A 26,877-nucleotide genomic window follows, 5' to 3' on the forward strand; every position below is an offset into this window, starting at 1 on the left:
CCCGGCTCAAAGCCAGCGGCGCGTCTTGGTGCAATACCTTGCGAACTCAGCCTTGAACTGGCCGCGCAGGCGGCGTTCCTCGGCGATGATGAAATGCCGTTCGATCCACCAGACGAAGACCGGCACCAGCGGCAGGGCAAGCGGCGCGTCGAAGCGCAGGATCGCCCCCAAGAGCACCAGCGCATCGCCAAGGTAGATCGGGTTGCGCGTGCGCTTGAAGATGCCCGAGGTCACCAGGTGCGCCGCCTCGCGATGAGGGATGACCGTGGTGCGCCACTTGCGCATCTCGATCACGGCCAGCAGCATCAGGATCAGCCCGCCGCCGATGCACAGCCCCGCCGCGAAATCGGCCCAGGCCCCGCCGAAGGACAGCCCCCACGGATCGGCCCGCCCGATGCCCCAGGCAAGGGCAAGCGCGGCAATCAGCCAGGCAGGCGGGATGTCGATCCAGGTCCTCATTGCCTTCTCCTGCCCTGCCGCCCGGCCCCGGTCAAGCGCCGCCGTGCCGGTGCCTTTGCCTTGCAAATATCCCGGGGGGTGAATGCCGCAGGCAGAGGGGGGCAGCGCCCCCCTTTCCGCCGCCGCCGCACCGCGCGCGGCGCCCCCTCTCGACCCCGCCCGCGCCCCGGTCTAGGCTGGCGCGGCGCAGGGGAGGACAGCGATGGAACATCAGGGACGTCACGCGCTGGTCACCGGTGGCGGGACCGGCATCGGGCGGGCCATCGCGCTGGCGCTGGCCAAGGCCGGAGCCGAGGTGACGATCACCGGCCGCAACGGCGCGGCGCTGGCCGCCGTGGCCGCCGAAGGGCCGCGCCTGCATCCCCTGGAAATGGACGTGACCGACGAGGCCGCCGTGCGCAGGGGCATCGCCGCCGCCGCCGCCGCGCGCGGACCCATCGCCATCTGCATCGCCAATGCCGGCATCGCCGAGGGCAAGCCTTTCGCCAAGCTCACGCTGGCCGACTGGCGCCGCACGATGGAGACGAATCTTGATGGCGTGTTCCTGACGCTGCAGGCCGCGCTCGCGACCCTGCCCAAGGACGGCTGGGGCCGGATGATTGCCGTCTCCTCCATCGCGGGCGTGCGGGGCCTGCAGGGCGCGGTGCAGTATTCCGCGTCCAAGCACGGCGTAATAGGCCTGATCCGCGCGCTGTCGGAGGAATACATGGGCGGCCCCGTCACCTTCAACGCGCTTTGCCCCGGCTATGTCGATACGCCCATCGTCACCCGCAACGCCGCCGCCATCGCCGCCCATACCGGCCGCACCCCCGAGGAGGCGACGCAGCTTCTGGCCAAGGCCAACCGTCACCGCCGCCTGCTCGAAGTGGACGAGATCGCCGGTGCCGCGCTATGGCTTTGCTCCGAGGCGGCTCGCAGTGTGAACGGCCAGACCATCCAGATCGCCGGGGGTCAGGTCTCCTGATCCCGCCCGCAGCCCCCAGACGAAGGACCAAGACCATATGACCGATTTTGCCCGGACCAAGGCACTCTTCCATATGCCCGAAGGGGTGATCTACCTTGACGGCAACAGCCTTGGCCCGCTGCCCAAGGCGGCCCCCGCGCGCATGACACAGGCGATGCAGGACGAATGGGGCGAGATGCTGATCACCGGCTGGAACCGGGGCGGGCGCGACGGGGCGGGCTGGATGGCCCAGCCCGTCAGCATGGCCGACCGCATCGGTCGTCTGATCGGGGCGGAACCCGGCCACGTGGTGCTGGGCGACACGCTGTCGATCAAGGTCTACCAGGCCCTTGCCGCTGCGCTGAAGATGGTGCCCGAGCGGCGAGTGATCCTGTCGGACAACGGCAACTTCCCCTCCGACCTCTACATGGCCGAAGGGCTGATCGGGTTTCTCGACAAGGGCTACGAGTTGCGCGTCGTCGCCCCCGAAGAGGTGGAAGAGGCACTGACGGAAGAGGTCGCGGTGATGATGATCACCGAGGTCGATTACCGCACCGGGCGGATGCACGACATGCCGCACTTGATCTCCAAGGCGCATCAGGTGGGCGCGCTGACAGTCTGGGACCTCGCCCATTCGGCGGGCGCGGTCCCGGTCGACCTGTCGGGCAGCAATGCCGATTTCGCGGTGGGCTGCACCTACAAGTATCTCAACGGCGGCCCCGGCTCGCCAGCTTTCATCTACGTGGCCCCCCGCCATGCCGAAACCGCCGCGCCCGCCCTCTCGGGCTGGCTGGGGCACGAGGCGCCCTTTGCCTTCGATCCGTCCTATCGCCCCGGCGCGGGGATCGAGCGGATGCGCGTGGGCACGCCCCCGGTTCTGGCGCTGGCGGCGCTGGAATGCGCGCTCGACATCTGGGACATGACGACGATGGCCGAGATCCGGGCGGCCTCCATCGCCCTCACCGACCGCTTCATCGCGGGCATCGAGGCCGCCTGCCCGATGCTGACGCTGGCCAGCCCGCGCGACGCGGGCCAACGCGGCAGCCAGGTCTCGTTCCGCTTCGCCGACGGCTACGCGGCGATGCAGGCGCTGATCGCGCGCGGCGTCATCGGCGATTTCCGCGCGCCCGACATCATGCGCTTCGGTTTCACGCCGCTTTACATCGACGAGGGCGACGTGGACGCCGCGGTAGCCATCATCGCCGAGGTGATGGCGCAAAAGCTGTGGGACCGGCCCGAATACCGCCGCCGGTCGCGCGTGACATGACCGCTGCCACCATCCGGCCGGTGCGGGCCGACGATGCCCCCGCCGTATGGCAGGTTTTCCAGCGCGCGGTCCACGAAGGCGCGGCAGGGCATTATACTGCCGAGCAGCTGCATGACTGGGCCCCTTCAGCAGAGATTCCAGAGGGTTACGCGCCATGGCTCCTGCGCCATCATACGCTGGTGGCAGACGAGGACGGCCAGATCACCGGGTTCTTCATGCTCGAGGAGTCGGGCTATCTCAACATGGCTTTCGTCCTCCCAGAGCGGCGAGGTAGCGGCCTTGCCGCCCGGCTTTACGAGATGACGCTCGCCCATGCGCGGGCCGAGGGCATGACACACCTCACCGTCTGGGCCAGCCGCATGTTCCACCGCTTCCTGCGCCGCCGCGGTTGGGTTGATGACCCTGCCCCACCACCGCTGGAGGGCCACCCGATCCCCACGACCGATGCAGAACCGATAGACTATCCGCTTAAACTGGACCTGCCATGACAGACCTGCCCGATCCCGAGAAACACGGCGCCCAGATGTCGTTCGACGGGCGCATGTCCTATACCGATTACCTGCGACTGGACGCGATCCTGACGGCACAGCACCCGCTGTCGGACGCGCATGACGAGATGCTGTTCATCGTCCAGCACCAGACCTCGGAGTTGTGGATGCGGCTGGCCATTCACGAGATGGCTGCGGCACGGCGCCTGCTGCTGGCGGGCGACCTGCGCCCCGCTTTCAAGATGTTGGCGCGGGTGGCGCGGATCTTCGAGCAACTCAACAATGCCTGGGACGTGCTGCGCACGATGACACCCAGCGATTACACCACGTTTCGCGCGGCGCTGGGGCAATCCTCGGGCTTTCAGTCGCACCAGTACCGGATGTGCGAATACATGCTGGGCAACCGCAATGCGGCGATGCTGAAGCCACACGCCCACCGCGCGGACCTGACGGCCGCCCTGCGCGCCGAACTTGCGCAACCTTCGCTTTACGACGCGGCGCTGCGGCTGCTGGCGCGCGCCGTGCCCGTGCCGCAGGCGGTGCTGGACCGTGACGTGTCCCAGCCCTATGCCGCTGATCACGGCGTGATGGCGGCGTGGAGCGTGGTCTACAAGGACCCGACCACGCATTGGGAGCTTTACGAACTGGCCGAAAAACTCGTTGATTTCGAAGACTATTTCCGCCGTTGGCGCTTCAACCACGTCACCACGGTAGAGCGCGTGATCGGGTTCAAGCGCGGCACCGGCGGCACTGGCGGCGTCAGCTATTTGCGCCGGATGCTCGAGGTCGAACTTTTCCCTGAACTCTGGCACCTGCGCACCACGCTCTGAGCGCGGCCAATTGTGTCGCCGCCGCGGCGGTGGCTGCAGTTTCGCCACAAACCACGGCGCCCTGCCGCATTTGGCCGGGAAATGCCCCAATCCATCCAACTTGCATCAAATTGCCGCCCCTCCTGAGGACTATCCCCATGCGCAGGTGGAATGTGCACGGCGATATTTGAAGGCCCTGCACGGTGTAACGCGGCCCACGGGTCCGCAAGACAGTCGAGGCAGGGGCAATGGCGAAGGGGCCGTCAGTCACCATCACAGGTGGAGCGAAGGACGACACGCTCTTCGGCAACTACCTCGACAACTACATCTATGGCGGCAACAACACCGACCCCGCGCGGGGCACGGGCAACGACACGCTTTACGGCTTTGCCGGCAACGACGTGCTGTTCGGCGGCATGGACAACGACGTCCTTTACGGCGGCGACGACAACGACACGCTCTATGGCGGCGTCGGCAACGACTGGCTGTCGGGCGATGCCGGCAACGATACCCTCTACGGCGAGGACGGCAACGACACGCTTTTCGGAGGCACCGGCAACGATATCCTCGATGGCGGCACCGGCGATGACACGCTCGATGGCGGCGCTGGAACCGATACGCTGCTAGGCGGCGCGGGAAGCGACATCCTCTATGGCGGCGATGGCGCCGACAGCCTGTCGGGCGGCGACGGGGCCGACCTGCTTTACGGCGGCGCCGGCGACGACACGCTCGACGGCGGTGCGGGCAGTGACACGCTTTATGGCGATGCAGGCAATGACACGCTTTACGGTGGCGGTGGTGCTGACACGCTGATCGGTGGCGGCGGCAACGACGTGATCGACGGGGGTGCCGGCGACGACGTGATCCACGGCGACAACGCTACCGCACCGACGACAGGAACGGAAACCCTCCAGTGGAGCCTTGAGGGCAACTGGACCAACGTGACCAGCGGTTTCACCCAGAACACCGGCGGAATGAACGTCACCTACAGCTATCAGGACGATGGCAACGGGACGGCCGCCTATATCACGAACACCACCGAATATGTCGGCCCGGGCGAGCCGACCGCGACCAATTCGGGCCTGTGGATTCAGGGCTATGGCGGTGGCAATACCTCGACCAGCACGCTGACCTTCGATCCAACTGCCGATTCCGGCCTTGCCAGTACCGTCTCGGGCGTGTCGTTCCGCCTCAACGATATCGACACCGGCACTTTTCAGGACATCGTCACCGTCCGCGCCTACGACGCCGCGGGCAACCTGATTCCCAACGCGGTCACCATGGTGGCCTCGGGCAACGACAGCGTCAGCGGCGGCACCGTGACCGCCGGGCCCGGCGGCGACAACCCCAACGATGCCAACGGGTCCGTTCTGGTCAATGTCGACGGCCCGGTTCACTCGATCCAGATCGATTACGACAACGGCGGTTCCGGCAACCAGTATCTTTACGTTACCGACGTCAGCTTCAACACGCAGGCGGCCGTCGACGGCAATGACAGCATTGACGGCGGCGCTGGCAACGACCTGATCTACGGCGACGGCGGCAACGACACGATTGACGGCGGCGCTGACAACGACACGCTCTACGGCGGCGACGGCAATGACAGCCTGTCGGGCGGCACAGGCAACGACACGCTTTTCGGCGGTGCTGGCGCGGACACGATCGCCGGCAATGCCGGCGACAACATGCTTTATGGTGGGGCCGACAACGATACTTTCGTCGTCGATGCCTCGGCCGAGAACGACACCATCGTCGGCGGTGAGACCGGCATCGACAACGACGTCATCGACTTTTCGACAACCGCGACCGGCGGCGTCAACGTATCCCTGACGGGGAACGAAGCCGGCACCTATGGTTCGACCACCGCCGCAACCAGCGGCAGCTTTTCCCAGATCGAAGGCTTCAACCTCACCAATCAGGCCGATACCTTTGACGGTTCGGCTGCGACGGCCGGCGTTTCGGTCGATGGCGGCGCGGGCGACGACAGCCTGATCGGCGGGTCTGGCGACGACACGCTGCTTGGCGGCACCGGCAATGACACGCTGCAAGGCGGCGCCGGGGCTGACGTGCTCAACGGCGGCCAAGGCATGGACTATGCCGATTACAGCACCTCGGGCGCCGCTGTGAATATCGACCTTGGCGCGGGCACCGCCTCGGGCGGCGACGCGCAGGGCGACACGCTGAACGGCATCGACGGTCTGATCGGCTCGAACTACGACGACACGCTGACCGGTTATGACGGCCAGGGCACCACGGGCGACATCTATACCAACATCTTCTACGGCGGTGGCGGCAACGACACGCTGATGGGCATGGGTGGCAGTGACACCTTGTACGGTGGCACCGGCAACGATGTCATCGACGGCGGCGCAGGCGGCGACCTGTTGTCGGGCGACGCGGGCAACGACAGCATCACCGTGGGCACCGGCGATCAGGCGTTCGGCGGCAGCGGCGACGATACTTTCCTCTGGCAGGGCCCCGATGCCGTCAGCAACACCACGATCGAAGTCTGGGGTGGAGAGACGACGGAAACCGGGGGCGACACGCTGAAACTCGGCGCGCTCGACGGATTCGCTTCGCACATCACCTACACCTCTCCCGACCACGAATCCGGCATCGTCGATCTGGGCAACGGCAATACGCTCGTCTTCCACGAGATCGAGAACATCATCTGCTTCACGCCCGGCACACGGATCGCGACGCCGCAAGGCGCGCGCCCGGTCGAGACGCTGAAGGTGGGCGACCTTGTGGTCACGCGCGATCACGGGCTGCGCCCGGTGCGCTGGGTCGGCGCGCGGACCGTGCCCGCGCTGGACCGTTTCGCGCCGATCCGCCTGCGTCCCGGTGTAGTGTCGGGGCTGGAGACGGACCTGCTGGTCTCGCCCCAGCACCGGATGCTGTTCACCGGCTATCGCGCGGAACTGCTTTTTGGCACGTCCGAGGTGCTGGTCGCGGCCAAGCACCTCGTCGACGGCACCTCCGTCACCGTCGAGGCCGGCGGCAGCGTGACCTATATCCACGTCATGTTCGACGAGCACGAGATCATCTATGCCGAGGGCGCCCCGAGCGAGAGCTTTCATCCCGGCCATATCGGCCTGTCGGCAGTCGGTGACGCCGCGCGCGAGGAATTGTTCACGCTGTTCCCGGCCCTGCGCAGCGCGCCCGAAAGCTATGGCGCCACGGCACGGCGCGCGCTCAAGGCGCGCGAGGCGGGGCTGATCCGCGGCTGACCCCGGCCCGCATCAGCCACAGGCCAAGGATCAGCAGCAGCGTGTCCTGCACCACCGCCACCGGGATCACCGGCCAGCGGCCAAGGTGCAGGCAGAGATCGGTCAGCATGTGCAGCACGATCAGCGGCCAGATCGTGCCGATCCGCAGCCGCAGCGCGCCGTAGCCGATGCCGAAACAAGCCACGCCCACCATCTGCGCAAGGATCGGCGCGACCTGCCCGCGAAACGCGATGTTGACGAGGTGCAGCAGGCCGAAAAGCACCGCCGACACCACCACGGCAAAGCGCGCGCCCCGTGGCCTCAACCGCTCGATCAGCAGGCCGCGGAACAGCGCCTCTTCGACAAAGCCCGTCAGCGCGTAGCCCACGATCATCACGGCAAGGTCGGCCGCGCCGGGCCATCTCACTCCCGCGGCCAGCGGCGCCAGCGCGATCAGCGCGGCCAACCCGACCAGCCCCGCATCGCTCGCGCGCAGGCCATCGGCAAAGCCGCAACGCCGCCAGCCGTCGTCGCGGCCCAGCCAGACCACCAGCACCAGCGCCAGCACGACAAGCGTGACGGTGGAGACACGGGCGTAATCCCAGCCCGGCATGATCGCCGCCACGGCGTAGTAGACCGCCAGCGTCAACCCCGCCCAGCCCGCGACGATCGCCGCCGCCCCAGCTGCGGCCTGCCCCCGCGCGCTCATCCCGGCTCGCCCGAAACCGGTCCACCGCCGAGGCGCGACAGCAGCGCCGGCGGCATGGCAAGGATCCACATCAGCTTGGCCGGGTCGGGCCAGATCAGCGCCACCGGCACCGACAGCGCGAACACTGCCGCCACCGCCAGCGAGGCGAAAAGGCTGGCCCGCCAGCGCCGCGGCGGCAGGTCCGCCCGGGTCAGCCCGGCGGCGCGGGCATAGACCCAGATCGCGGCGATCATCAGCGCCCCCGCGGTCAGCGCCCCGGCGTATAGCGCGGTGGCCAGCGGGCCGGGATTTTCCGCGATCAGCGATGTCGCGAAGGGCATCGCGCCGATCATCAGCAGGAACAACAGGTTCAGCACGATCAGCCGGCCATCGGCGGCAGCGATGGCGGCGAACTTGCGGTGATGGCTGATCCAGAACGACCCGATCACGGCAAAGCTGATCAGGTAGGCGCGAAAGGCCGGGCCAAGGTCCAACAACGCGGCCCAGAGCTGCGTATCAGTCATGTCACCCACGCCCTCGGGCAGCCGGATGTCCAGCACCAGAAGCGTGATCGTAATGGCGACGACGGCGTCGCTGAAATAAACCAGACGTTCGGTCGAAAACCGGTAATCTCCGGTCATGCCCTGTCCCCAGATCGCAGATGCTGACGCCTCTTGCCGATCAGAAGTAGCCCGGCGGAATTGGCCGCGTCAATCGACCCGGCGCGGCGGATCGCGCCAGTCCTGCATCAGCCGGGCCAGCGCCGCCCAGTCGGTATATTCGCGGTCGGCATGGGGGTCTATCGCCTGCCCCTTTTGCGCCGCGATCCAGCGCATCGCCCAGCCGCGCAGCACATCGTAGCGGGTAAAGCGGAATGCGCCGGCGACATGCTCGGTCCGGTCGGGATGCCAGCCGGTCTTTTCCTCGAAGGCCGCGACGCAGGCCCGCAAGCCCGCCCAATCTTCCGGATCGTCACCCGCCGCGCTGAGCGACACCGACAGGAACAGCGTGCGCAGCCGTGCCAGCCCCGGTGCCAGCCTGTGCGCGACCTGCTCCAGCACCGACTGGAACCCCTGCACATGAACCGACCCGGCAAGGATCGCCGCGTCGAATCGGGTCAGGTCGAGGTCGTCCGTCTCCGCCGCGGGCAACAGCTCGACCGTGTCGCCGAGGTCGGCCAGCCTATCGGCGCAGAACCGGGCGATCTTGCGGGTCTGCCCGTCGGTTGTGGCATAGATGACAATGTTCTTCATGGCGCGCCCCCGCTTGGGTTTCGGCGCAAACCGTCTCACGCCGCCGCGTGGCGCGCTTTGACGGCGATCAAGCCGGGGGGGTCAGGCGCTTTTGCGCAGGCCGCGCATGCCGGCTGCCCAGGCCCGCGCGGCCTCGACGAAGGCCTGAAACAGCGGGCGCGAGACGGGATCGTTCGCTGCGTTCCATTCGGGATGCCATTGCACCGACAGCGCAAATCCGGGTGCATCGCGGACATAGATCGCCTCGGGCGTACCGTCAGGCGCATGGCCGTCGATGACGATGCGCGCGCCCGGCTCCTTGATGCCCTGCCCGTGCAAGGTGTTCGTCATCACCTCGCGCGCGCCCAGAAGCCGGTGAAAAACGCCGCCGTCAGTGAAACTGACCATGTGGCGCAGCGCGAATTGCTCTTCCAGCGTGCCATCGGGCGGCATCCGATGATTGTCGCGCCCCGGCAGGTCGCGGATCTCGGGGTAAAGCGAGCCACCCATGGCAACGTTGACCTCCTGAAACCCGCGGCAGATGCCGAAGAAGGGCTGGCCACGCTCCACGCAGGCCCGCACGAGGCCCAGCGCCACCGCATCGCGCGCGCGGTCGAAAGCGCCGTGCGCCTCGGTCTCGGGCTCGCCGTATTCCTCGGGGTGAACGTTCGGCCGCCCGCCGGTCAGCAGGAACCCGTCGCAGGCCTCCAGCAGGTCGCCCAGCCGCACCATCGCTGGATCTGCCGGAATGATCAGCGGCAGACCCTCGGCCACCTCGGCGATGGCCGCGCAATTGATCTGCCCGGCCGCATGGACGGGATAACGTTCATTGAGGATATTACTGTTGCCGACAATGCCAATGACGGGTCGGGACATGCCGCTCTCCCAGCCGATTTTCGCTAAACCTAGAGCGGTTTGACGGCCAAGGAAAGGTGCGGCACCGCACAGGGTGCCTTCACGCGCATCGAATGCCGGATTCTTGGGCGCGTGGCCCGAGGCACCGGCACTTGTGCTGCAAATGCCGGTCGCCTCGTCGCAGTCTTGGTCGCTCTGGCCCCTTCAGTGCAGCTGTAGCCGCGCCTTCAGCTCCAGCCGCCGGCGGTGCAGCACCGGCTCGGTATAGCCCGAGGGCTGTTCGCGCCCCTTGAACACAAGGTCGCAAGCCGCCTGAAAGGCGATCCCGTCAAAATCGGGGGCCATCGGCACATAGGCCGGGTCGCCCGCGTTCTGCCGGTCCACGACCGCGGCCATCTTGCGCATCGCCTCCATCACCTGCGCCTCGCTGACGACGCCGTGGTGCAGCCAGTTGGCCAGCGCCTGGCTGGAGATGCGGCAGGTCGCGCGGTCTTCCATCAGCGCCACGTCGTGGATGTCGGGCACCTTGGAACAGCCCACCCCCTGCTCGATCCAGCGCACGACATAGCCAAGGATGCCTTGAGCGTTGTTCTCGACCTCGGCGATCTTCTGCGCGTCGGTCCAGCGGCGATAGGCGGCCAGCGGAATGTCGAGCAGCGCCGTGACATAGGCGCGCCGCCCGCCGGCCTTCAGCCGCGCCTGCACGGCAAAGACATCTACCTTGTGGTAATGCAGCGCGTGCAGCGTGGCGGCCGTGGGGCTGGGCACCCAGGCGCAGTTGGCGCCGGCGCGCGGGTGGTCGATCTTCTGTTCCAGCATCGCGGCCATCATGTCGGGCATCGCCCACATGCCCTTGCCGATCTGCGCGCGGCCCGAGAACCCGCATTCCAGCCCGATATCGACGTTCTGGTTCTCATAGGCGGTGATCCAGCCCTTGCGCTTGATGAACTCCTTGCGGCTGAACGGGCCGGCCTCCATCGAGGTGTGAATCTCGTCGCCCGTCCGGTCGAGAAAGCCCGTGTTGATGAAGCAGACCCGGTCCCTGGCGGCGCGGATGCATTCCTTGAGGTTGACGGAGGTGCGCCGCTCTTCGTCCATCACGCCCAGCTTCACGGTGTTGCGCGGCAGGCCAAGGAAATCCTCGACGCGGTCGAAGGTTTCAACGGCAAAGGCCACTTCCTCGGGGCCGTGCATCTTGGGCTTGACGACGTAGACAGATCCCTTGCGGCTGTTGCCGTCGCCGCGGGCCAGGTCGTGCATGGCGATCAGCGTGGTGATGGCGGCGTCCATCAGCCCCTCGAACGCCTCGTTGCCGTCCCGGTCGAGGATCGCGGGATTGGTCATCAGGTGGCCAACGTTGCGCACCAGCATCAGCGCGCGGCCCTTCAGCGTGAAGGGCGAACCGTCCGGCGCTGTATAGGTCCGGTCGGGCGACAGCCGGCGCGTCATCGTCCGGCCGCCCTTCTCGAAGGTTTCCTCGAGGTCGCCCCGCATCAGGCCCAGCCAGTTGCCATAGGCCAGCACCTTGTCGGGCGCGTCCACGCAGGCGACCGAATCCTCGCAATCCATGATTGCCGAAATGGCGCTTTCCAGCCGCACGTCGGCCAGCAGCGCGCGATCGCGGCTGCCGATCGGGTGGGCGCGGTCGAAGACCAGTTCGACATGCAGGCCGTTATTGACCAGCAGCACCGCGTCGGGCGCCTTGGGATTGCCCCGGTAGCCCGCGAATTTTTCTGGTTGCATCAGCGGCAGGTCATCGGCCAGCAGCGCGCCGTTCTGCACGTGGTAGCGGCTGACATCGGCATGGCTGGTACCCGCGATGGGGAAGGTCTCGTCGAGGAACACGCGCGAGCGGGCCACCACGCGCGCGCCGCGGCCGCGGTCATAGCCGCCGGCGGGCGGCAGGCTGCCCATCGCATCAGTGCCGTAGAACGAATCGTAAAGGCTGCCCCAGCGGGCATTGGCGGCGTTGAGCGCAAAGCGTGCATTGGTGATCGGCACCACCAGTTGCGGCCCCGGCACGGTTGCGATCTCGGGATCGCAATTCTCGGTCCCGATCTGGAAATCCGGCCCCTCGGGCACGATGTAGCCGATCTCCTGCAGGAAGGCGGCATAGGCGTCGGGATCATGCGGCTGGCCGCGCCGCGCGATGTGCCAGGCGTCGATCTGCGCCTGAATCGCGTCGCGTTTTTCCAGCAGGGCGCGGTTCTTCGGGCCAAGGTCATGAACCAGCGCCGACAGGCCCGTCCAGAACGCCTCGGGCGCCACACCCGTGCCCGGCAGCGCCCGTCCCTCGATGAAATCCGCAAGCTCTGCCGCTACCTGAAGCCCCTGCCGCTCGACCCGTTCGCGCATCGCGTCCCCTCCCCGGAATACCATTGCACACGGTCGATTAGTGCAGAAGTTTCCGATCGGCAACACGCCAAAACTTAGGCCTGCACCTAAGTTTTTGCTTGCGGGACCGGCCGACTCGCTGTTACTTAGGCACATGGCTAACCAAAGCGGAGACCTCGATACCCTGTTCCAGTCGCTGGCCGATCCGACGCGCCGGGCGATCCTTGCCCGGCTGGCGCACGGGCCCGCCACCGTCACCGACCTTGCCCGCCCCTTCGACATGGCGCTGCCCTCGTTCCTGCAGCATCTGCGCAAGCTTGAGGATGGCGGCCTGATCGAGACGACCAAGACCGGCCGCGTCCGCACCTGCACGCTGATCACCGGCGCGCTGGCCCCCGCACGGGACTGGATGACCGAGCAGCGCCTGCTGTGGGAAGGGCGCCATGACCGCCTCGAAGCCTACCTTGCCACCCTGACCAAAGGAGACGACCGATGACCGACGACACCACCCTTGTCCTGCACCGCATCCTGAAGGCGCCGCGCGCACTGGTCTGGGCGTGCTGGACCGATCCCGACCATATCAAACAATTCTTCGTCCCCCGGCCGCACGAGGTGACCGAGGCCATCATCGAGCCGCGCGCCGGCGGGCGGTTCTTCACGATGATGCGGGTGGACGGCACCGATTACCCCAATGACGGCGCGGTTCTTGAGGCGGTCGAAGGCGAACGGCTTGTCTTTACCGACATGATGGTCGCCGACTGGCAGCCGGTGGAAAACCCCGGCCTCGGCTTTACCGCGACGCTGCTCCTGAAGGATCACCCCGAGGGCACCGACTATACCGCGATTGCCCGCCACCGCACCCGAGAAAGCGCCGAAACCCATGAGAAGATGGGCTTTTCCCAGGGCTGGGGCACCGTCGCCCAACAGCTTGAGGACTATATCCGCGGGAGCCTGATGTGATGGGCCGCACCGCCGCAGCCGCGCCCGATGACCGCACGCTGGTCCTGTCGCGCCACTTCGCCGCCCCGCCCGAACGGGTCTGGGCGGCCTGGACCGATCCCGCGGTGCTGCCGCGGTGGTTCGGCCCCGAGGGGTTTCACTGCGTCACCCACGAGATCGACATTCGCGTGGGCGGCCAGTGGATCTTCGATATGATCGGCCACGGCATGACCTTTCCCAACCGGCACCGCTACCTTGAACTGACCCCGCACAGCCGCATCCATTTCCTGATGGACGGCAATGGCGACTCGGGCGAGCCCAAGGACGTGACGGTCACTCTGACCCCGCGCGACGGCGGCACGGACCTGCGGCAGGTCATGGTGTTCCCCTCCGTCGCGGAAAAGGAAGAGGCCGAAAGCTACCACGCGGTCGAACTGGGCCAGACCACGCTGGCCAAGCTCGCCGCCGCACTGGGCGAATGATCAGCTCTTCTGCCGGCGGCAGCGGTCCGAGCAGTAGCGCACCTTGTCCCAGTCCTTCGCCCAGGCCTTGCGCCAGGCGAAGGGCCTGCCGCATCTTGGGCAGACCTTGGTGGGAAGCTCGGACTTCTTGCGCATCTTCGGCATGGGCCGTCAGGTAGGCGCGCGCGCCGCGCCGTCCAGCCCGCTTGCGGCCCTGCCGCGGGCGGCCTAGGTCTTGCGGGCAGACAGCCAGCGAGGGCCCCCAATGAAAGACGCCACCCCTGAAACCGTCTACCTCAAGGACTACACCCCGCCCGCATGGCTGGTGGACAAGGTCGAGCTGACCTTCAGGCTGGCCCCGCAGGCCACGCGGGTGATCTCGCGCATCGCCTTCCGCCCCAACCCCGCGACCGCCGACCGGGCCTTTGCGCTGGACGGCGAGAATGTGAAACTGCTCTGGGCCAGGATCGACGGCGCGCCGGTAAAGCCGGTTGTCACCGAAACCGGGCTGAGCTGCGCCGTGCCCGATGCGCCCTTCCAGTGGGAAGCCGAGGTCGAGATTGCCCCCGCCGCCAATACCGCGCTGGAGGGGCTTTACATGTCGCGCGGCATGTATTGCACCCAGTGCGAGGCGCAGGGCTTTCGCAAGATCACCTATTACCCCGACCGGCCCGACGTGATGGCGCCCTTCAGCGTCCGCATCGAAAGCGACCTGCCGGTGCTGCTGTCGAACGGCAACCGGCGCGAGGCCGGGCCCGGCTTTGCCGAATGGCACGATCCCTGGCCGAAACCCAGCTACCTGTTCGCGCTGGTGGCGGGCGAGCTAGTGGCGCATCCGGGCAGCTTCCGCACCCGTTCGGGCCGCGAGGTCGAGCTGAACATCTGGGTGCGCCCCGGCGACGAGGACAAGTGCGCCTTCGGCATGGAGGCGCTGAAACGGTCGATGGCGTGGGACGAAAAGGTCTTTGGCTGCGAGTACGACTTAGACATTTTCAACATTGTTGCCGTTGATGACTTCAATATGGGCGCAATGGAGAACAAGGGATTGAACATTTTCAACTCCGCCGCCGTTCTCGCCAATCCCGGTACCGCGACCGACCAGAGCTTTGAGCGCATCGAGGCGATCATCGCGCACGAGTATTTCCACAACTGGACCGGCAACCGCATCACCTGCCGCGACTGGTTCCAGCTGTGCCTGAAAGAGGGCCTGACGGTCTATCGCGACCAGCAATTCACCGGCGACATGCGCAGCCACGCCGTCAAGCGCATCGACGACGTGACGACCCTGCGCGCCCGCCAGTTCCGCGAGGATGCGGGGCCGCTGGCCCACCCGGTGCGCCCCGAAAGCTTTGTCGAGATCAACAATTTTTATACCGCCACCGTCTATGAAAAGGGCGCCGAGATCATCGGCATGCTGCGCCTTCTGGTGGGCGAAGAAGCCTGGCGGCGCGGCATGGACCTCTACTTCGACCGCCATGACGGACAGGCCGTGACGATCGAGGACTGGCTGGCCGTCTTTGCCGAGGTCAGCGGGCGCGATCTGTCGCAGTTCCGCCGCTGGTATTCCGACGCCGGCACGCCGCATCTGCATGTCGCCGAAGACTGGGCGGATGGCACCTACAGCCTGACCCTGCGCCAGCAGACCGCGCCCACCCCCGGCCAGCCCGAAAAGGCGCCCCGCGTCATCCCCGTGGCGGTGGGCCTGCTTGGCCCCAACGGCGACGAGGTGCAACCCACCACCGTGTTGGAACTGACCGAAACCGAACAGACCTTCCGCTTCGAGGGGCTGGGCGCGCGCCCGGTCATGTCGCTCCTGCGCAACTTCTCGGCCCCCGTGATCGTGGAGCGCGCGCAAACGCCGGGCGAACTGGCCTTCCTGCTGGCCCATGACACCGATCCCTTCGCGCGGTGGGAGGCGGGGCGGATGCTGGCGCGCGGCGTGATCCGCGCGATGCTGGAGGGCGCCGCGCCCGATCCGGCCTTCCTGTCGGGCCTTGGCGCGGTGCTGCGCGACGATACGCTGGACCCCGCCTTCCGCGCCCGCGTCCTGGCCCTGCCTTCCGAGGATGACACCGCCCAGGCCCTTTTCACCGCCGGCACCACGCCCGACCCCGACGCGATCCACGCCGCGCACGAGGGCCTGCGCGAGGCGATGGCGCGCCATCTGGCCGCCGATCTGGCCCGCATCCATGCCGCCATGGCGGTGCCCGGCCCCTACCGCCCCGAGGCCGAGGACGCGGGCAAGCGCGCCCTTGGCAATGCCGCGCTGGCGCTCATCACCCGGACCGATGGCGGAAAGGCGGCGCGCGCGGCCTTTGCCGCGGCCGACAACCTGACCCAGCAATCGGCCGCGCTGGCCAGCCTGCTGAGCATCGGCGCGGGCGAGGCGGAACTGACCGCCCTGCACGACCAGTGGCAGCACGAACGCCTGGTGATGGACCGCTGGTTCGGGCTGCAGGTGTCTTGCGCCGCGCCGGACCGGGCCGTTGCCACCGCCCGGAGGCTGACGGAACACCCGCTGTTCGACTGGAAGAACCCCAACCGCTTCCGTGCGGTGATGGGCGCGCTGGCGGGCCACCCGGCCGGCTTTCACGCCAGGGACGGCGCGGGCTACGCCCTGCTTGCCGACTGGCTGATCCGGCTTGACCCCGTCAACCCGCAGACCGCCGCGCGGATGACCACCGCCTTCGAGACGTGGCGCCGCTATGACGCGGGGCGACAGGCGCTGATGCGCGCGGCGCTGGAACGCATCGCCGCCGCGCCCGGCCTGTCACGCGACACCGCCGAGATAGTGGCGCGCATGCTGGGCTGACATCGCGCTGTCATTTTGGCGCGGCAGAATCGGGGAATGAAGGACAGAATCGACCCCCTGATCGCCGAACGCGCGCCGTGGCTTTTCCGCCCGACGCCGATGGCCCGCGCCGCGCGCCCGCTGCTGGACCGGGTGCTGCATTATGACCGCACGGTCGCGCTGGCCGCGCGCGTGGCCGACCTGCCCGCGCCGGGCATCATGGCCGAGGTGCATCGGCTGATCGCGCGGCGCGTCACCGTCAGCGGGTTGCACCACCTGCCCGGCGACGGGCCGGCGCTGGTCGTCGCCAACCATCCGACCGGCATCGCCGACGGGGTGATCCTGCACGGCGCGCTGGCAGAGCGGCGCCCCGATCTCTACTTCCTCGCCAACCGCGACATCCTGCGCGTCCTGCCGCAGATGGCCGAGATGATTGCCCCGGTCGAATGGCGCCCGGCCCTGCGCAGCCCCGCCAAGACGCGGCAAACGCTGCACTTCGTACAAGGTGCGGTGGCGCAGGGGCGGCTTGGGGTCATCTTCCCCTCGGGCCGGCTGGCGCAGCGCCGCGGTCTGCGCCTCTACGAGCGGCCGTGGATGGCCTCGGCGGCGACGCTGGCACGCAGGTTCGACCTGCCGGTCATCCCGGTCCATATCCGTGCGCGCAACTCGGCGCTGTTCTATCTCTTCGACCGCATCCACCCGACGCTGCGCGACATCACCCTCTTCCACGAGACGCTGAACAAGGCCGCTCAGCCCTTTGCCGTGACGGTGGGCGCGCCTATCGCCGCCGCGTCGCTGCCGCAGGGGCCGGACGCCGCCATCGCCATGCTGCGCCGCGCGGTGCTGGATCTGGCCGAGGATCCGACGGGCACGGTGCGGCTGATCCCGGCCGCTCGCCGCCCGCAACTGGCCTGAGCCTCAGCCCGGCATCGCCCCGGCCGCCTGCGCCAGGACGCCTTGCGTGGGCCGCGGCACCGGCCGGATCGAGCTGGGCAGGCCCGGCTCGGGCTTGCAGAAGGGCTGCGCGCGGGTCCAGGCGGCCATTTGCGATGTCATCTGGGGGTTCTGCATCGGGCCCCAGTCGGCGGCGACGCCCCGCCAGCGCCCGTCATTGATCGCGATGGCACGGTCGCGGCGCACCGTCACCGCCATGATCCGCGCCGCACAGCTGAGGTTTTCCCAAGGCGTCAGCAGCGCGCTTCCGCTGCGCGCCCGGCAGCCATAGCGCCGCGCGGTGTCGGGCAGGATCTGCAACAGGCCGTACCACAGGCCGCCGCCACCCACCGCCGTCGGCCGCCACGTGCTTTCATACCGCGCCAAAGCAGACATGAAGCCTACCCAGAAGGCCGCGCGCCGTTCCGGCCCGTTCTGGCTGTAGGCGGGGCACCAATGGGCAATGTCGCGCGGCTCCAGCCGGGTCAGGTCACGCCCCTGCGCGCTAACCGCAGACATCGCCGCGCGGGTCCAGAGAACGCCCCCCGGGTGCAAGGAAAACTGGGTGCGCGGCAGGTAGGCAGGCCGCGCCATCGGATGAGGCTCACCCGGCGGCGGGGGCGGTGCAGGCATCTGCGGGCGCAAGGTCGGGGGCATTTGCGGGCGCAGCACCCCGCGCAACGGGCCCGGCACCGCCTGCATCTGCGCCATCGCGCGGCCGGACGCACCGGCGTCAGCCACGCTGCCCGTTGCGCCCGAGGCGGTGCTGACGGCGCGGGCAATGGCGGCGGGCCGGGGCTCGGGGTGCAGCAGGCCTTGTGGGCCTTGTGCGGAGGCGACCCCGCTCAACGCCAGAACCACGACACCGGCCAACACGCCCCTACGGCCTGCGCCGCGGCGCCCAAAATACGGCCCGAACCTTTGGCCCAAGCGGCGGAAAAGCCTGAAAACTCCGGGATATCGTGGCGCGATGGCTGGCGCCGACAAACAAGACTCCGCACGCCCGAAAGCGCGCGCCGCGGGCCTTCGCCCCGACTTGCCGGTCGCCGTCATCTCCTTGTTTCCCCCCAGAGGAATTGGGCGGAAGTGTGGCGGGCGCGTGGCCCGTCCGTCCAGCCTTGGCCGCCTCGCCTGACGGCGTCGGCGGATTTCCGCCGATTTCGGCCCGCGGTCCTAGCGCCGTGCCGCCCTTGCCCGGCCTGCGCCAAGCGCCTAGAGAAGGATCAATCCGCTCATCGAGACCAACAGGAACATTGCCATGCTCGATCTGACCTTTGCGCCCCCGACACCGAAGGTGATCGCCGGGGCCACCGGCGACTGGGAACTTGTGATCGGCCTCGAGGTGCACGCGCAAGTCGCCACGGCCGCCAAGCTGTTTTCCGGTGCCTCGACCCGTTTCGGGGCCGAGCCCAATTCCAACGTCGCCTTCGTCGATGCCGGGATGCCCGGGATGCTGCCGGTGATCAACGAGGGCTGCGTCGCGCAGGCGGTGCGCACCGGCCTTGGCCTGAAGGCGCAGATCAACCTCTGGTCGGCCTTCGACCGCAAGAATTATTTCTACCCCGACCTGCCGCAGGGCTACCAGATTTCGCAGCTTTACCACCCCATCGTGGGCGAGGGCGAAGTGATCGTCGAAATGGGCCCCGGCATTGCCCGCCGGGTGCGGATCGAACGCATCCACCTTGAACAGGACGCCGGCAAGAGCATTCACGACATGGACCCGGCGATGTCCTTCGTCGATCTCAACCGCACCGGCGTCGCGCTGATGGAAATCGTCAGCCGCCCCGACATCCGCGGACCGGAAGAGGCCGCGGCCTATGTCGGCAAGCTGCGCCAGATCCTGCGCTACCTCGGCACCTGCGACGGCAACATGCAGAACGGCAACCTGCGCGCCGACGTCAACGTCAGCGTCTGCCGCCCCGGCGATTACGAGAAATACCAGGAAACGCAGGATTTCAGCCACCTCGGCACCCGCTGCGAGATCAAGAACATGAACTCGATGCGCTTCATCCAGATGGCCATCGATTTCGAGGCGCGTCGCCAGATCGCGCTGCTGGAGGACGGCAAGGAGGTGGTTCAGGAAACCCGCCTTTACGATCCCGACCGCAACGAGACGCGCAGCATGCGCTCCAAGGAAGAGGCGCATGATTACCGCTACTTCCCCGACCCCGACCTGCTGCCGCTGGAAATCGACGCGGCATGGGTCGATGGCATCGCCGCCAACCTGCCCGAACTGCCCGACGCCAAGAAGGCCCGCTTCATGGACAGCTTCGGCCTGTCGGACTACGACGCCAGCGTGCTGACCGCCGAACTGGCCAATGCCGAGTATTTCGAGCAGGTAGCAGAGGGCCGCGATGGCAAGCTGGCTGCGAACTGGGTCATCAACGAACTGTTCGGGCGCCTGAAAAAGGATGATCGGAGCATCGAGGACAGCCCCGTCTCGCCCGAGCAGCTGGGCAAGATCGTGGGCCTGATCAGCTCGGGTGCGATCAGCGGCAAGATCGCCAAGGACCTGTTCGAAATCGTCTATACCGAGGGCGGCGACCCGGAAGAGATCGTCGATGCCCGCGGCATGACGCAGGTCACCGATACCGGCGCAATCGAGGCCGCGGTGGACGAGATCATCGCCGCCAACCCCGCGCAGGTGGAAAAGGCCCAGCAGAACCCCAAGCTTGCCGGCTGGTTCGTGGGCCAGGTGATGAAGGCCACCGGCGGCAAGGCCAATCCGGCGATGGTCAACGAACTGGTCACGAAGAAGCTGGGGCTTTAGGCCGTCCCACTCTGGCGAAAACCCAAGCCGTGGCTTGGAGTTGTGCCGCGCCCTTGCTATAAGGCGAGGGTTAAAACGGGGGCTGCCATGCCGTCATATGAATACAAGGTTGTCCCGGCGCCGCGGCGTGGGGTCAAGGCCAAGGGCGCCCGCACTGTCGAGGAGCGCTTTGCGCAGGCCCTGCAAGCAACGATGAACACGCTGGGCGCAGAGGGCTGGGAATACCAGCGCTCCGACACCCTGCCCGCCGACGAAAGAAGCGGACTGACCGGGCGAACAACCGTGTTTCACAACATGCTGGTCTTCCGCCGCGCCCTGCCCGCTCAACCCGTGACCGCGCCAGATGACGCGGCCCAGCTTGCGCCGCCCGCCATCGAGTTGACACCGCCATCGCCGCCACCGCTGATCGCGCAATTCCGCGCGGCCGAGACTGATGACGACGAGAGCGATACCGCGTCCGACGACGAAGATGACGACGCGCGCAACAACGACCGCTACGTCGCCCAGTAACGCCTCAACTCGCCTCGATCGCCAGCGCATGGATCCGCCCGATAATCTCGGGGCCCAGCGCGGCATGGACGGCGCGGTGCCGCTCCAGCCTGCTCATCGGGGCCAACGCGGGTGCGGCGATCACAACGCGCCAGTGGCTTTCGCCCGTTCCGTCATCGCCGGAATGGCCTGCATGATGCGCACTTTCATTGATCACCTGCAGCCGAGTCGGCCGGAAGGCGGCGGAAAGCCGCGCCTCGATCTGCCCTGCAAGCCCCATTATTTTCCTCCGGCCCCTTCAAACCTGCGCCGCAACGTCTAAACTCACGCGTCCGAGTCGGAAAGGCGAGACGGCGCATGGCCAAGAACGATCCCTTCGGTTTCGACATTTCAGTGTCGGCCTCGAAAAAGAAGAACCCGCGCGGACGGCGGGGCATGTCGGGCGCGTCGGAAACCTCGACGCGGGTCTGCGACCATCCCGGTTGTCAGGAAGACGGCAAGTACCGTGCGCCCAAGTCGCCCGACGTGCTGGACGACTACTTCTGGTTCTGCCGCGAGCATGTGCGCGAGTATAACCTGAAGTGGAACTTCTTCGACGGCGCCAGCGATCAGGAATACCTTGACCAGGTCGACAAGGACCGCGTCTGGGAACGCCCGACCAAACCATTTGGCAAGCGGTCCGAGGAACAGCGGGCCTGGGCACGGCTGGGGGTGGACGATCCCCATCAGGTGCTGGGCGACAATGCAACCCGCAACCCCGGCAAGGCCGCCTCCGGCAGCCGCCGCCTGCCGCCGACAGAGCGGCGGGCGATCGATATCCTTGACGCGCAGGATAGCTGGAGCAAGACCGAAATCCGCAAGGCCTACAAGGCGTTGATCAAGGTGCTGCACCCTGACATGAACGGCGGCGACCGCAGCCAGGAAGAACAGCTGGCCGAGGTTGTCTGGGCTTGGGACCAGATCAAGATCAGTCGGAACTTTCGCGATAATTGATCAGCGCGCTGCGCCGTCTGGTACGCCAGCCGGGCGCAAGCGCACGAGCACGGTGAACGCTTTCCTGCTCGTGGCGCCAAGTGGCGATCAGCTTGTGCGACAGCCACAGTCCCAAAAGCCAAAGCACCGCCACGATCGGCGAGCCGATCAGCGTCATGGCCAGAGAAAACGGTCCGAACATGGTGCCGTAGCCCGGCAGGATCATCGTGCCGGCGATCAGCGCTGCGATGAAACTGATCGTGATGATTCCGCCCAGCGCCCTCAGCGTTCCGGGCAGCCCGGGATGGCCCAGCCGGTGGGCCGATAGCCGCAAGGCAACCCAGCCCCCGACGGCACCACTTGCGGCACCCCAAAGGGAAAACAGCCCCTCACCGCCCGGTGCAAGGCGGGTGCGGACCAAAACCGCGACCGAAGCGGACGAGATTGCGACCACCGCGCAAGCCAAAGCTGCACGGCGTTCGCCCGCGGTCCGGTCGGCCTGCCAGAGCCAGCGCAGTTTCATAGGGTTATCGGTGCAAGATGTGTCATTATGGATGTGCCTTAGCACGTCCTTGGCCGGGCCGTCGGCCTGCGCGCGGGAAAAACACTGTTTCCCGCGCAGCCGCATCAGGCCGGCTTAAACACCAGCGCGATACCGTTCATGCAGTAGCGCTTGCCGGTGGGCTGCGGCCCGTCATCAAAAACATGGCCCAGATGGCCGCCACAGCGGCGGCAATGCACCTCTGTCCGGCGGGTAAACCATGTATCGTCCGGCATCGTTCCCACGGCATCGGGCAACGGACGGGTGAAGCTGGGCCATCCCGTGCCGCTGTCGAACTTGGCCGCCGAAGAGTAAAGGGGCAGCTCGCAACCGCGGCAAAGATAGACGCCGGGCGCATAGTTCTTGTCGAGCGGGCTGGAATGGGCGGCTTCGGTCTTGTGCTGACGCATCACGGCGAAGGCATCGGGGCCGAGGATGCTGCGCCATTCAGCCTCGGTATGGGTGACCTCGAAGGTCTCGGCCCGCAGCGTGGCGGGCATCAGGGCCGCAATGGCCCCGGTCATGATGAAGTTTCTGCGGTTCATGGCGGTTCTCCTTTCATGGGTAACAGCCGGGGGGTGCGCCGCGCCCCGGGTCGACTGACGGGGGCGCGGCGCGTCTTGGAATGCGCGCGTCAGGCGCGCGGGGAGGTTACATCTTCGGCAGAAGCACCTTGTCGATGACATGGATGACGCCGTTCGATTGCTTGACGTCGGCGATCGTCACGTGGGCCACGTTACCATTTTCGTCGGTCACGGTCAGCGTGTCGCCGTCCATCGCGAGCGTCAGCTTGCAGCCGCCAAGCGTGGTCACTTCATGGCTGCCGCCATCGGCTTTGATCATCGCGGCAACGTCCGAGGACATCGCATCGGCGCCCAGCACGTGGCAGGTCAGCACCTTGACCAGCATGTCCTTGTTTTCCGGCTTCAGCAGGTTGTCGACAGTACCGGCCGGCAAGGCGGCGAAGGCGTCGTCGGTCGGCGCGAAGACGGTGAAGGGGCCCGGGCCCTGCAGCGTGTCCACCAGGCCCGCGGCCTTCACGGCGGCAACAAGCGTGGTGTTGATGGGCGAGTTGACCGCGTTCTCGATGATGTTCTTGTTGGCATACATCGGCGCGCCGCCGACGGCCGGGTTGCTCATGTCATCGGCGAAGGACGCGGTGGCGGTGGCGGCGACAAGCGCGGTCGCGGCAAGAAGACGATTGAGTTTCATGGGTCTCTCCTGGTTTGTTTTCGAACCGGTGCTGATTGCCCCGATCACTTGAACCCACGAGAGGAAGCGGGGGCGAGTTTCACCGCCCCCGAAAAAATCACATCACAGAGCCGTGACCTTGCCCGTGGCCAGCACGGCGCCGGTGGGCAGCCCGGTAGGAGAGCCGCCCGGCGGCTCTTCGCTGATGGCCAGCGTGCCGTCCTTGACGGCGGCCTGCAGGGCCTGCGGCACGGTGATATCGGTCTTGGCAGTGTCGGGCAGCACGCCCAGCGATTGCGGCGGCTGATCGCCCGCAATGACCCAAAGCTGCAGCACCCGACCGCTCGGCGCGGCACCGGCCTGCCGATCAATGCGCAAGGCACCGCTGGCAGGGTCAAAGGCCGCAGCGACAATCAGGCTTCGGTCGGCGGCAGCCACTTCGGCCCGGTATCCGGGAACAAAGGATGGCGCCTGCGGCCCAAGGATATTGAGGTTCAGCACGACGAGGACCGCAACCGCCGCAGCCAATCCCGCTGCCATCGCAGGCAGCAGACCCAGCCGTTGCAGCCAGCCCTGCCGCGCCGGTGCGGCCGCAGGGAACAGATCGGCCTCGATCCGGGCCTGCAGGTCGCGCGGTGGCGCCACCTCCGGCACGGTTTCGGCAAGGCTCGCGAAATCCTCGGTCCAGCGGGCATAGGCCTCGCGAAAGGACGGGTCGACGGCAAGCAGGTCCTCAAAGGCCCTCGCCTCGGGCGGGGTCAACAGCCCCAGCGCGTATTCCGCGGCCAGCGCCTCGGCCTCTTCCGGGCCTGTAAGATCAGTGGGGTCCGTCATGACGACAAACACTCTCTCAGTTTGATCAGACTGCGGCGAAGCCAAGTCCGAATGGTGTTGAGCGGCACCCGGTAACGGGTGGCCAACTCGTCATATGTATCCCCCTCCAGATAGGCGCGGCGCACGGCATCGGCCCTGTCGGGCTCCAGCTGCGACAGGCAATCGTCGATCCGCCCTTTTTCAGAGGCGGCGATGGCCTGGGCTTCGGGGCCCGGCGCGGCATCCGCTAGATCGGCGGCTTCCTCCATATCGCCCGTTGCGGCCTTTCGGGCACGCACCCGGTCGATACAGTGATTCCGCGTCACCGTGATCAACCACGTCATCGGGCTGAGACCGTTAACCTGATAGCGGGAAGCATTGCGCCATATCTTGACGAAAACTTCCTGCAAGGCGTCCTCGGCTTCGGCCCGATTGTTCAAGACACGCAGGCAGAGTCCAAAAAGTTTCGCCGAAGTGGCGGCATAAAGCGAAGAAAACGCAGCGCGGTCTCCCAGCGCCATGCGTGCAATCATCGCTTCGATATCGGCCGTTGTCGTCATTTGCCCGGATTCACCCATCCTGTTTGCACTTACGATGGACGATTCCCGGCCAAACGCAACACCCAAGCCGGCAAGCGTGACCGGTTCGCAAGCCCTTCCCCTTGCAGCGCCACGCGATATGTTGCATCCCCAAGCGCGCGCGCCCGACGGCATCCGCGCGTCAAGTCACATGCGAAGACAAAGGCAGATCCGATGGCCGACGGCACCCCCTCCACGAACGCGAAACCGACCGAAGAGATTTCGGTCCGCGATGTCTTCGGCATCGACAGCGACATGAAGATCAAGGGCTTTGCCGAGCGGACGGACCGGGTCCCCGACATCGACCCGACCTACAAGTTCGACCCGGACACGACCTTGGCCATCCTCGCGGGCTTTGGCTATAACCGCCGGGTGATGATCCAGGGCTATCACGGCACCGGGAAATCCACCCATATCGAACAGGTCGGCGCGCGGCTGAACTGGCCCACCGTTCGGGTCAACCTCGACAGTCACATCAGCCGGATCGACCTGATCGGCAAGGACGCGATCAAGCTGCGCGACGGCAAGCAGGTGACCGAGTTCCATGAAGGCATCCTGCCCTGGGCGCTGCGCAACCCCGTCGCCATCGTGTTCGACGAATACGACGCCGGCCGCGCCGACGTTATGTTCGTGATCCAGCGCGTGCTGGAGCATGACGGCAAGCTGACGCTGATGGATCAGAACGAGATCATCACGCCCAACCCCTATTTCCGCCTGTTTGCCACTGCCAACACCGTGGGCCTTGGCGACACGACGGGCCTTTACCACGGCACCCAGCAGATCAACCAGGCGCAGATGGACCGCTGGTCCCTCGTCGCCACGCTGAACTATCTCAGCCATGACGCGGAAAGCGCGATCGTGCTGGCAAAGGTGCCGCATTACAACACCGACAAGGGCCGCAAGACGATTTCCCAGATGGTGACCGTCGCCGACCTGACGCGCACCGCCTTCATGAACGGCGACCTGTCCACCGTCATGAGCCCGCGCACCGTCATCACCTGGGCGCAGAACGCCGAGATCTTCCGCTCGGTCGGCTATGCGTTCCGCCTGTCGTTCCTCAACAAGTGCGACGAGCTGGAGCGGCAGACGGTGGCCGAGTTCTACCAGCGCTGCTTTGACGAGGAACTGCCCGAAAGCGCCGCCAGCATGGCGATGAAGTGATCGGCCGGGTCGAGATCGCCACCGCCCAGGCGCGCATCGCGCCGCATATCCGCCGCACGCCCGTCCTGCGGCTGGAAACCGGCGCGCTAGGGGTGGATGGCGGCCTGACCCTGAAACTTGAACATCTGCAGGTCACCGGCAGTTTCAAGGTGCGTGGCGCCTTCACCAGCCTCACCGGCGTCACCCTGCCCGCCGCGGGGGTCGTCGCCATTTCGGGCGGCAATCACGGTGCGGCGGTCGCCTATGCGGCCACGCAGCTGGGCGCGAAGGCCACCGTCTTTGTCCCCGGCCAGATTGCCGACAAGGTCAAGATCGCCCGGATGGAAGGCTTCGGCGCGACCGTCATCATCGCGCCGGGCACCGTGGATGACGCGGTGCGCGCCTATGCCGCCTTCGCCGAGGAGACCGGCGCGCTGGCGGTTCACCCCTATGACGCGCCCGGCACCATCACCGGGCAGGGCACCGCGGCGATGGAATTCGAAGAGGACGCGCCCGACCTCGATACCGTGCTTGTCGCGGTGGGCGGCGGCGGCCTGATCGGCGGCGTCGCGGCATGGTATGGCGGGCGCACCAAGGTTGTCGCGGTCGAGACCGAGGGCACGGCCTGCCTCGACCTGACGCTGAAGGGCACGCTGCCGGCCAATTTCCGCGCCACCGGCCTGTCGGCCAGCGGGCTGGGCGCCTCGTCCATCGGCGTGCTGCCGATGGAAATCATCCGTGCGCATGTCGCAGAAAACGTAGTTGTCAGCGATGCCGACGTGATCGAGGCGCAGCGGCGCCTCTGGGCGGCGGCGCGTGTCGTTGCCGAACCCGGCGGCGTTACGGCGCTGGCCGCGCTCACCTCTGGTGCCTACACCCCCGCGCCGGACGAGAAGGTGGGCGTCGTGGTCTGTGGTGGCAACGCTGCGCCGGATTGGTTCCTCGCATAGAAAAAGGGCAGCGGGCGCATGGCCC

Annotated in this window: 29 protein-coding genes; 15 read left to right on the top strand and 14 right to left on the bottom strand. The window is 67.0% G+C overall.

Features of this window, described 5'->3' with window-relative positions; genetic code table 11:
• Positions 1–6: 6 nt before the first annotated feature.
• The gene (locus GC146_RS15145; RefSeq protein ID WP_291840467.1) at positions 7–459 is read right to left on the bottom strand and encodes an isoprenylcysteine carboxylmethyltransferase family protein; all 453 of its coding nucleotides are present in this window, start codon (positions 457–459) and stop codon (positions 7–9) included.
• A gap of 202 nt (positions 460–661) precedes the next feature.
• Here GC146_RS15145 and GC146_RS15150 point away from each other — a divergent pair, with 202 nt between their 5' ends.
• The 5 genes from GC146_RS15150 to GC146_RS15170 all read left to right on the top strand — a co-directional run bounded on the left by GC146_RS15150 (position 662) and on the right by GC146_RS15170 (position 7,196).
• The gene (locus GC146_RS15150) at positions 662–1,423 is read left to right on the top strand and encodes an SDR family NAD(P)-dependent oxidoreductase (protein WP_291840469.1); all 762 of its coding nucleotides are present in this window, start codon (positions 662–664) and stop codon (positions 1,421–1,423) included.
• 37 nt (positions 1,424–1,460) lie between these two features.
• On the top strand, positions 1,461–2,669 hold the full coding sequence (kynU, locus tag GC146_RS15155; RefSeq protein WP_291840471.1) for a kynureninase: 1,209 nt from the start codon (positions 1,461–1,463) through the stop codon (positions 2,667–2,669).
• Positions 2,666–3,157 carry a GNAT family N-acetyltransferase gene (locus tag GC146_RS15160; protein ID WP_291840472.1) on the top strand — a complete coding sequence of 164 codons (492 nt, stop codon included), beginning with the start codon at positions 2,666–2,668 and terminating at the stop codon, positions 3,155–3,157. Before kynU ends, GC146_RS15160 begins: the two co-directional genes overlap by 4 nt.
• On the top strand, positions 3,154–3,987 hold the full coding sequence (kynA, locus tag GC146_RS15165; RefSeq protein ID WP_291840474.1) for a tryptophan 2,3-dioxygenase: 834 nt from the start codon (positions 3,154–3,156) through the stop codon (positions 3,985–3,987). Before GC146_RS15160 ends, kynA begins: the two co-directional genes overlap by 4 nt.
• Positions 3,988–4,214: 227 nt before the next feature.
• Positions 4,215–7,196 carry a Hint domain-containing protein gene (locus GC146_RS15170; protein WP_291840476.1) on the top strand — a complete coding sequence of 994 codons (2,982 nt, stop codon included), beginning with the start codon at positions 4,215–4,217 and terminating at the stop codon, positions 7,194–7,196.
• Here the strand turns inward: GC146_RS15170 and GC146_RS15175 are convergent.
• From GC146_RS15175 to GC146_RS15195, 5 genes are all read right to left on the bottom strand, one after another.
• On the bottom strand, positions 7,162–7,884 hold the full coding sequence (locus GC146_RS15175) for a CPBP family intramembrane glutamic endopeptidase (protein ID WP_291840479.1): 723 nt from the start codon (positions 7,882–7,884) through the stop codon (positions 7,162–7,164). The two genes, GC146_RS15170 and GC146_RS15175, sit on opposite strands and share 35 nt — an antisense overlap.
• The gene (locus GC146_RS15180) at positions 7,881–8,504 is read right to left on the bottom strand and encodes a TMEM175 family protein (RefSeq protein ID WP_291840482.1); all 624 of its coding nucleotides are present in this window, start codon (positions 8,502–8,504) and stop codon (positions 7,881–7,883) included. The genes GC146_RS15175 and GC146_RS15180 overlap by 4 nt, the downstream gene beginning before the upstream one ends.
• 69 nt (positions 8,505–8,573) lie before the next feature.
• On the bottom strand, positions 8,574–9,116 hold the full coding sequence (locus GC146_RS15185) for a flavodoxin domain-containing protein (RefSeq protein WP_291840485.1): 543 nt from the start codon (positions 9,114–9,116) through the stop codon (positions 8,574–8,576).
• 81 nt (positions 9,117–9,197) lie between these two features.
• The gene (locus tag GC146_RS15190) at positions 9,198–9,971 is read right to left on the bottom strand and encodes a gamma-glutamyl-gamma-aminobutyrate hydrolase family protein (protein WP_291840488.1); all 774 of its coding nucleotides are present in this window, start codon (positions 9,969–9,971) and stop codon (positions 9,198–9,200) included.
• A gap of 183 nt (positions 9,972–10,154) precedes the next feature.
• A complete protein-coding gene (locus GC146_RS15195) occupies positions 10,155–12,305 on the bottom strand; it encodes a malate synthase G (RefSeq protein WP_291840490.1) in 2,151 nt (716 codons plus the stop codon).
• 133 nt (positions 12,306–12,438) lie between these two features.
• On the opposite strand from GC146_RS15195, the gene GC146_RS15200 reads away from it, so the two are divergent.
• The 3 genes from GC146_RS15200 to GC146_RS15210 are packed head-to-tail and all read left to right on the top strand — an operon-like array spanning position 12,439 to position 13,705.
• Positions 12,439–12,780, top strand: a complete 342-nt coding sequence (locus tag GC146_RS15200) for a metalloregulator ArsR/SmtB family transcription factor (RefSeq protein ID WP_291840493.1) — start codon at positions 12,439–12,441, stop codon at positions 12,778–12,780.
• On the top strand, positions 12,777–13,244 hold the full coding sequence (locus GC146_RS15205; RefSeq protein WP_291840495.1) for an SRPBCC family protein: 468 nt from the start codon (positions 12,777–12,779) through the stop codon (positions 13,242–13,244). Before GC146_RS15200 ends, GC146_RS15205 begins: the two co-directional genes overlap by 4 nt.
• A complete protein-coding gene (locus GC146_RS15210) occupies positions 13,244–13,705 on the top strand; it encodes an SRPBCC domain-containing protein (protein ID WP_291840497.1) in 462 nt (153 codons plus the stop codon). Before GC146_RS15205 ends, GC146_RS15210 begins: the two co-directional genes overlap by 1 nt.
• Here the strand turns inward: GC146_RS15210 and GC146_RS15215 are convergent, their stop codons facing one another.
• A complete protein-coding gene (locus GC146_RS15215; protein ID WP_291840499.1) occupies positions 13,706–13,849 on the bottom strand; it encodes a DUF2256 domain-containing protein in 144 nt (47 codons plus the stop codon).
• Between the two features lie 100 nt (positions 13,850–13,949).
• Here GC146_RS15215 and pepN point away from each other — a divergent pair, with 100 nt between their 5' ends.
• Both pepN and GC146_RS15225 read left to right on the top strand, forming a co-directional pair.
• Complete coding sequence (pepN, locus tag GC146_RS15220) at positions 13,950–16,496, top strand: aminopeptidase N (protein WP_291840502.1); 2,547 nt, start codon at positions 13,950–13,952, stop codon at positions 16,494–16,496.
• A 36-nt stretch (positions 16,497–16,532) separates the two neighbouring features.
• Complete coding sequence (locus GC146_RS15225) at positions 16,533–17,390, top strand: 1-acyl-sn-glycerol-3-phosphate acyltransferase (protein ID WP_291840505.1); 858 nt, start codon at positions 16,533–16,535, stop codon at positions 17,388–17,390.
• A 3-nt stretch (positions 17,391–17,393) separates the two neighbouring features.
• On the opposite strand, the gene GC146_RS15230 is transcribed toward GC146_RS15225, so the two are convergent.
• The gene (locus tag GC146_RS15230) at positions 17,394–18,284 is read right to left on the bottom strand and encodes a transglycosylase SLT domain-containing protein (protein ID WP_291840507.1); all 891 of its coding nucleotides are present in this window, start codon (positions 18,282–18,284) and stop codon (positions 17,394–17,396) included.
• 382 nt (positions 18,285–18,666) lie between these two features.
• On the opposite strand from GC146_RS15230, the gene gatB reads away from it, so the two are divergent.
• Positions 18,667–20,178, top strand: a complete 1,512-nt coding sequence (gene gatB / locus GC146_RS15235; protein ID WP_291840509.1) for an Asp-tRNA(Asn)/Glu-tRNA(Gln) amidotransferase subunit GatB — start codon at positions 18,667–18,669, stop codon at positions 20,176–20,178.
• A gap of 87 nt (positions 20,179–20,265) precedes the next feature.
• Positions 20,266–20,688, top strand: coding sequence for a DUF4177 domain-containing protein (locus GC146_RS15240; protein ID WP_291840512.1), 423 nt, complete (start codon positions 20,266–20,268; stop codon positions 20,686–20,688).
• A gap of 4 nt (positions 20,689–20,692) precedes the next feature.
• Here the strand turns inward: GC146_RS15240 and GC146_RS15245 are convergent, their stop codons facing one another.
• Positions 20,693–20,947 (bottom strand): BolA family protein, encoded by a 255-nt coding sequence (locus GC146_RS15245; protein ID WP_291840515.1) that lies wholly within the window; start codon positions 20,945–20,947, stop codon positions 20,693–20,695.
• A 77-nt stretch (positions 20,948–21,024) separates the two neighbouring features.
• Here GC146_RS15245 and GC146_RS15250 point away from each other — a divergent pair, with 77 nt between their 5' ends.
• Entirely contained in the window at positions 21,025–21,660 is a 636-nt protein-coding gene (locus tag GC146_RS15250) for a J domain-containing protein (protein WP_291840518.1), read from the top strand.
• Here GC146_RS15250 and GC146_RS15255 read toward each other — a convergent pair.
• The 5 genes from GC146_RS15255 to GC146_RS15275 all read right to left on the bottom strand — a co-directional run bounded on the left by GC146_RS15255 (position 21,635) and on the right by GC146_RS15275 (position 24,744).
• Positions 21,635–22,162, bottom strand: coding sequence for a hypothetical protein (locus GC146_RS15255; protein ID WP_291840519.1), 528 nt, complete (start codon positions 22,160–22,162; stop codon positions 21,635–21,637). The genes GC146_RS15250 and GC146_RS15255 overlap by 26 nt on opposite strands.
• Positions 22,163–22,266: 104 nt before the next feature.
• A complete protein-coding gene (msrB, locus tag GC146_RS15260; protein WP_291840521.1) occupies positions 22,267–22,725 on the bottom strand; it encodes a peptide-methionine (R)-S-oxide reductase MsrB in 459 nt (152 codons plus the stop codon).
• Positions 22,726–22,831: 106 nt separating this feature from the next.
• Positions 22,832–23,392 (bottom strand): fasciclin domain-containing protein, encoded by a 561-nt coding sequence (locus GC146_RS15265; RefSeq protein WP_291840523.1) that lies wholly within the window; start codon positions 23,390–23,392, stop codon positions 22,832–22,834.
• A gap of 102 nt (positions 23,393–23,494) precedes the next feature.
• Complete coding sequence (locus tag GC146_RS15270) at positions 23,495–24,205, bottom strand: anti-sigma factor (protein WP_291840525.1); 711 nt, start codon at positions 24,203–24,205, stop codon at positions 23,495–23,497.
• On the bottom strand, positions 24,202–24,744 hold the full coding sequence (locus tag GC146_RS15275; protein ID WP_291840769.1) for a sigma-70 family RNA polymerase sigma factor: 543 nt from the start codon (positions 24,742–24,744) through the stop codon (positions 24,202–24,204). The genes GC146_RS15270 and GC146_RS15275 overlap by 4 nt, the downstream gene beginning before the upstream one ends.
• A 192-nt stretch (positions 24,745–24,936) precedes the next feature.
• Between GC146_RS15275 and cobS the strand changes: the two genes are divergently transcribed.
• The gene (gene cobS / locus GC146_RS15280; protein WP_291840528.1) at positions 24,937–25,923 is read left to right on the top strand and encodes a cobaltochelatase subunit CobS; all 987 of its coding nucleotides are present in this window, start codon (positions 24,937–24,939) and stop codon (positions 25,921–25,923) included.
• A complete protein-coding gene (locus GC146_RS15285) occupies positions 25,920–26,852 on the top strand; it encodes a serine/threonine dehydratase (protein WP_291840530.1) in 933 nt (310 codons plus the stop codon). Before cobS ends, GC146_RS15285 begins: the two co-directional genes overlap by 4 nt.
• Positions 26,853–26,877: the final 25 nt, after the last annotated feature.

Source organism: Limimaricola sp., assembly GCF_016125575.1.
Lineage (GTDB): Bacteria > Pseudomonadota > Alphaproteobacteria > Rhodobacterales > Rhodobacteraceae > WGLM01.

Excerpts from the sequence above, each read along its gene's own strand:
- GC146_RS15145 (WP_291840467.1), bottom strand. The coding sequence starts at position 459 with ATGAGGACCTGGATCGACATCCCGCCTGCCTGGCTGATTGCCGCGCTT.
- GC146_RS15150 (WP_291840469.1), top strand. The coding sequence starts at position 662 with ATGGAACATCAGGGACGTCACGCGCTGGTCACCGGTGGCGGGACCGGC.
- kynU (WP_291840471.1), top strand. The coding sequence starts at position 1,461 with ATGACCGATTTTGCCCGGACCAAGGCACTCTTCCATATGCCCGAAGGG.
- GC146_RS15160 (WP_291840472.1), top strand. The coding sequence starts at position 2,666 with ATGACCGCTGCCACCATCCGGCCGGTGCGGGCCGACGATGCCCCCGCC.
- kynA (WP_291840474.1), top strand. The coding sequence starts at position 3,154 with ATGACAGACCTGCCCGATCCCGAGAAACACGGCGCCCAGATGTCGTTC.
- GC146_RS15170 (WP_291840476.1), top strand. The coding sequence starts at position 4,215 with ATGGCGAAGGGGCCGTCAGTCACCATCACAGGTGGAGCGAAGGACGAC.
- GC146_RS15175 (WP_291840479.1), bottom strand. The coding sequence starts at position 7,884 with ATGAGCGCGCGGGGGCAGGCCGCAGCTGGGGCGGCGGCGATCGTCGCG.
- GC146_RS15180 (WP_291840482.1), bottom strand. The coding sequence starts at position 8,504 with ATGACCGGAGATTACCGGTTTTCGACCGAACGTCTGGTTTATTTCAGC.
- GC146_RS15185 (WP_291840485.1), bottom strand. The coding sequence starts at position 9,116 with ATGAAGAACATTGTCATCTATGCCACAACCGACGGGCAGACCCGCAAG.
- GC146_RS15190 (WP_291840488.1), bottom strand. The coding sequence starts at position 9,971 with ATGTCCCGACCCGTCATTGGCATTGTCGGCAACAGTAATATCCTCAAT.
- GC146_RS15195 (WP_291840490.1), bottom strand. The coding sequence starts at position 12,305 with ATGCGCGAACGGGTCGAGCGGCAGGGGCTTCAGGTAGCGGCAGAGCTT.
- GC146_RS15200 (WP_291840493.1), top strand. The coding sequence starts at position 12,439 with ATGGCTAACCAAAGCGGAGACCTCGATACCCTGTTCCAGTCGCTGGCC.
- GC146_RS15205 (WP_291840495.1), top strand. The coding sequence starts at position 12,777 with ATGACCGACGACACCACCCTTGTCCTGCACCGCATCCTGAAGGCGCCG.
- GC146_RS15210 (WP_291840497.1), top strand. The coding sequence starts at position 13,244 with ATGGGCCGCACCGCCGCAGCCGCGCCCGATGACCGCACGCTGGTCCTG.
- GC146_RS15215 (WP_291840499.1), bottom strand. The coding sequence starts at position 13,849 with ATGCCGAAGATGCGCAAGAAGTCCGAGCTTCCCACCAAGGTCTGCCCA.
- pepN (WP_291840502.1), top strand. The coding sequence starts at position 13,950 with ATGAAAGACGCCACCCCTGAAACCGTCTACCTCAAGGACTACACCCCG.
- GC146_RS15225 (WP_291840505.1), top strand. The coding sequence starts at position 16,533 with ATGAAGGACAGAATCGACCCCCTGATCGCCGAACGCGCGCCGTGGCTT.
- gatB (WP_291840509.1), top strand. The coding sequence starts at position 18,667 with ATGCTCGATCTGACCTTTGCGCCCCCGACACCGAAGGTGATCGCCGGG.
- GC146_RS15240 (WP_291840512.1), top strand. The coding sequence starts at position 20,266 with ATGCCGTCATATGAATACAAGGTTGTCCCGGCGCCGCGGCGTGGGGTC.
- GC146_RS15245 (WP_291840515.1), bottom strand. The coding sequence starts at position 20,947 with ATGGGGCTTGCAGGGCAGATCGAGGCGCGGCTTTCCGCCGCCTTCCGG.
- GC146_RS15250 (WP_291840518.1), top strand. The coding sequence starts at position 21,025 with ATGGCCAAGAACGATCCCTTCGGTTTCGACATTTCAGTGTCGGCCTCG.
- GC146_RS15255 (WP_291840519.1), bottom strand. The coding sequence starts at position 22,162 with ATGAAACTGCGCTGGCTCTGGCAGGCCGACCGGACCGCGGGCGAACGC.
- msrB (WP_291840521.1), bottom strand. The coding sequence starts at position 22,725 with ATGAACCGCAGAAACTTCATCATGACCGGGGCCATTGCGGCCCTGATG.
- GC146_RS15265 (WP_291840523.1), bottom strand. The coding sequence starts at position 23,392 with ATGAAACTCAATCGTCTTCTTGCCGCGACCGCGCTTGTCGCCGCCACC.
- GC146_RS15270 (WP_291840525.1), bottom strand. The coding sequence starts at position 24,205 with ATGACGGACCCCACTGATCTTACAGGCCCGGAAGAGGCCGAGGCGCTG.
- GC146_RS15275 (WP_291840769.1), bottom strand. The coding sequence starts at position 24,744 with ATGACGACAACGGCCGATATCGAAGCGATGATTGCACGCATGGCGCTG.
- cobS (WP_291840528.1), top strand. The coding sequence starts at position 24,937 with ATGGCCGACGGCACCCCCTCCACGAACGCGAAACCGACCGAAGAGATT.